This is a genomic window from Aquabacterium sp., assembly GCF_035476535.1.
GTDB lineage: Bacteria > Pseudomonadota > Gammaproteobacteria > Burkholderiales > Burkholderiaceae_C > Pseudaquabacterium.
Window position 1 is genome coordinate 1 of the sequence record NZ_DATILJ010000120.1, and the last position, 3,161, is coordinate 3,161.

Sequence of the window (3,161 nt, forward strand, 5' to 3'; positions counted from 1 at the left end):
GTCGAATGGCCGTTGGCCACGCCGATCATCGGCTTGCCGAAATCATTCTCGGTGTAGCCCATGCCGTAGTACATCGAACGGTTGGGCGCACGGGCGACGCCTTCGGTGATGTTCTTCGAGCGGCGATTGATGGCCATGTGCGTGTCTCCTGGGTGGCAAATTCGGCTGGGAAATGAGTATCGGCCGCGGCACAATCGCCGTCCAATATATTTGTCATCGCAGTTTGATTCGCTGGACATATCAATGACCGAACTTCGCCAGCTGCGCCAGTTCATTGCGGTGGCCGAGGAACTGCACTTCGGCCGTGCCGCCACGCGCCTGCACATGACCCAGCCGCCGCTGACGATGGCCATCCAGGCGCTGGAGCGCGAACTGGGCGCCGCGCTGTTCGCGCGCACGCGCCGCTCGGTGCAGCTGACGCCCGCCGGTTTTGCGCTGCTGCCGCAAGCGCAGCGCTTGCTCGCCGCGGCCGATGCGTTGCCGCAGCTGGCACAGGCCGCAGCGGCCGGGCTGTCGGGCCAGCTGCGCCTGGCCTTCGTTTCAAACATCGCCTACGGGCCGCTGCCCGAATGGCTGCGCAGCTTTCGGCTGGCGCACCCCGAGGTAGCGCTGCAGCTGCGCGAAGCCACGCTGGATGTGCAGTTGGCCGCCTTCGATGCCGACGAGATCGACGCCGGCTTCGTGCTGCACGCGCCCGACGCCGCGCCGGCCGGTTTCGCGGTGTGGACGGCGCAACAGGAACCGCTGGTGATGGCGCTGCCGGAACAGCACCCGGCCGCCACGCAGCGCGCGCTGCGTTTTGCGGCGGTCGCGGCCGAGCCGCTGGTGATCTTTCCGCGGCAGATTGCGCCGTCGCTGTACGACGCGGTGCTGTCGGCCTACCGCGCGCAGGGCATCACGCCACGCATCGCCCAGGAAGCGATCCAGATGCAGACCATCGTGAACCTGGTCTCGGCCGGCATGGGTGTGGCCTGGGTGCCTGAATCGGTGACGCAGCTGCAGCGCCCCGGCGTCACCTACCGCGCGGTAATCGGTGCGGCGCTGCGCTGCGAAACCAGCCTGCTGTGGCGTGAGCCGGCACTGCCGGTGGTGGAGCGCTTCGTCGCGCACGTGCAGGGTGTCAAGCCGATGAGGCCGGCGAAGGCGCTGCGGCGACAATCCGCCGCGGCCGGCCTGAAGCCGCCGCGCAAGTGACAGTCGTGAAGCGAATGGGAGCGTGTTGATGCTGGTGCATCCGAATTTCAATCCAGTGGCCTTTTCACTGGGGCCGGTGCAGGTTCACTGGTACGGCATCACCTACCTCGTGGCCTTCGGCCTGTTCTACTGGCTGGCGACGATCCGTGCGCGCCAGCCCTGGAACGCGCAGCTGGGCTGGGGCCGGCGCGAGGTCGAAGATCTGCTGTTCTGGGGCGTGCTGGGCGTCATCCTCGGCGGGCGCATCGGCTATGCGCTGTTCTACAAGTTCGACCACTACATCGAGCATCCGCTGGAGATCTTCGCGGTGTGGAAGGGCGGCATGTCCTTTCACGGCGGCATGCTGGGCGTGATCGTTGCGATGGTGTTGTACGCACGCAAGAACGGCCGGCCCTGGCTGCAGGTGACGGACCTCATCGCACCCTGCGTGCCCACCGGCCTGGCCTCCGGTCGCATGGGCAACTTCATCAACGGCGAACTGTGGGGCCGCCAGGCCGATCCCTCGCTGCCGTGGGCGATGATCTTTCCGCAGGCTAACGATCAAATGGCGCGTCACCCTTCGCAGCTGTACCAGTTCGCGCTGGAGGGCCTGCTGCTGTTCGTGCTGCTGTGGCTGTATGCGCGGCACCCGCGCAAACTCGGCCAAGTATCCTGGGCCTTCCTGTTCGGCTACGGCGTGTTCCGCTTCATCGCCGAGTATTTCCGCGAGCCCGACGCCCACCTGGGCCTGCTGGCGCTGGGCATGAGCATGGGCCAATGGCTGTGCGTGCCGATGATCGTGATCGGCGCCGGAATGTGGGTTGTGGCCAGCCGCCGGCAGGTACAGTGACGGCCATGCGACAGATCTTCCTCGACACCGAAACCACCGGCCTGAACCCCGAGAGCGGCGACCGCATCGTCGAGATCGGCTGCATCGAGATGGTGAGCCGCCGCCTCACCGGCGAGAACAAGCACTTCTACCTGAACCCCGAGCGCAAGGGCAACGAAGAAGCCATCAAGGTGCACGGCCTGACCGACGCCTTCCTCGCCGACAAGCCCAAGTTCGCCGAAGTGGCCGACGAGTTGCTGGCCTTCCTGCAAGGCGCCGACATCGTGATCCACAACGCCGCGTTCGACGTCGGCTTCCTCAACGCCGAACTCAAGCGCCTGGGCCGCCAGCCCTTTCACACCATCGCCGCGAAGGTCACCGACACGCTGCTGATGGCGCGCGAGATGTTCCCCGGCAAGGCGAATTCGCTGGACGCGCTGTGCAAGCGCCTGGAGGTCGACAACACGCACCGCACGCTGCACGGCGCGCTGCTCGATGCCGGCCTGCTGTCGGAGGTCTACATCCGCCTGACGCGCGGCCAGGATTCGCTGGTGATCCACCACGACGAAGACCCGGCGTCGCCGCAGGCCGACCTCGCGCGCGACCTGAGCGTCTTCTCGCTACTGGTGCTCGAAGCCAGCGAAGCCGAACTGGCCGCGCACGAGGGCGTGTTGGCCGAACTCGACAAGGCCAGCGGCGGCAAGACGGTGTGGCGATACGCTATGGCATAATGCGCGCTTCGCTGCCGACAAGGCAGTGGCCCCGGAATACCGGGCGGTTAGCTCAGCGGTAGAGCACTGCCTTCACACGGCAGGGGTCGCAGGTTCGAACCCTGCACCGCCCACCAGAAAAACCAGCAATATCAACGACTTACGGCACCCTCGGGTGCCGTTTGTGCTTCTGGTACGGAAAAAGTACGGAAAACCGCTTGTGCGCGGCACGGCGTGTCGCCGCCGCGTGAGAGGTGTGGTGGGCTATGGGTCGATCTGGTGAACGTGAATTTGTACTGGATATAAACAAGGGGTATCAGCTTAGCTCCAATGGGAGAGAAGTACTGGATGCCCGTCCAGTACTCTACGCTCACTTCGCCGTCTTGGGTAGAGGCCGCACGACGCTCTCGTACGTGACCGGATCGGTGACGACGGCCTGCTGCAGCAAT

Annotated in this window: 3 protein-coding genes and 1 tRNA gene; all 4 read left to right on the top strand. The window is 65.5% G+C overall.

The window, feature by feature from the left end; all coding sequences use genetic code 11:
* The first annotated feature begins 243 nt into the window (after nucleotides 1-243).
* The 4 genes from VLK61_RS12190 to VLK61_RS12205 all read left to right on the top strand — a co-directional run bounded on the left by VLK61_RS12190 (nucleotide 244) and on the right by VLK61_RS12205 (nucleotide 2,849).
* A complete protein-coding gene (locus tag VLK61_RS12190) occupies nucleotides 244-1,194 on the top strand; it encodes a LysR family transcriptional regulator (protein ID WP_325421495.1) in 951 nt (316 codons plus the stop codon).
* A 28-nt stretch (nucleotides 1,195-1,222) separates the two neighbouring features.
* Nucleotides 1,223-2,023: a prolipoprotein diacylglyceryl transferase gene (gene lgt, locus VLK61_RS12195; protein ID WP_325421497.1), complete on the top strand. Its 801-nt coding sequence runs from the start codon at nucleotides 1,223-1,225 to the stop codon at nucleotides 2,021-2,023.
* Between the two features lie 5 nt (nucleotides 2,024-2,028).
* Nucleotides 2,029-2,733, top strand: a complete 705-nt coding sequence (dnaQ, locus tag VLK61_RS12200) for a DNA polymerase III subunit epsilon (protein ID WP_325421499.1) — start codon at nucleotides 2,029-2,031, stop codon at nucleotides 2,731-2,733.
* A gap of 41 nt (nucleotides 2,734-2,774) precedes the next feature.
* Nucleotides 2,775-2,849: transfer RNA gene (locus VLK61_RS12205), tRNA-Val, on the top strand.
* Nucleotides 2,850-3,161: the final 312 nt, after the last annotated feature.

Bases quoted from the DNA above. Each gene is read 5' to 3' on its own strand.
- dnaQ (WP_325421499.1), top strand. From the start codon at position 2,029: ATGCGACAGATCTTCCTCGACACCGAAACCACCGGCCTGAACCCCGAG.
- VLK61_RS12190 (WP_325421495.1), top strand. From the start codon at position 244: ATGACCGAACTTCGCCAGCTGCGCCAGTTCATTGCGGTGGCCGAGGAA.
- lgt (WP_325421497.1), top strand. From the start codon at position 1,223: ATGCTGGTGCATCCGAATTTCAATCCAGTGGCCTTTTCACTGGGGCCG.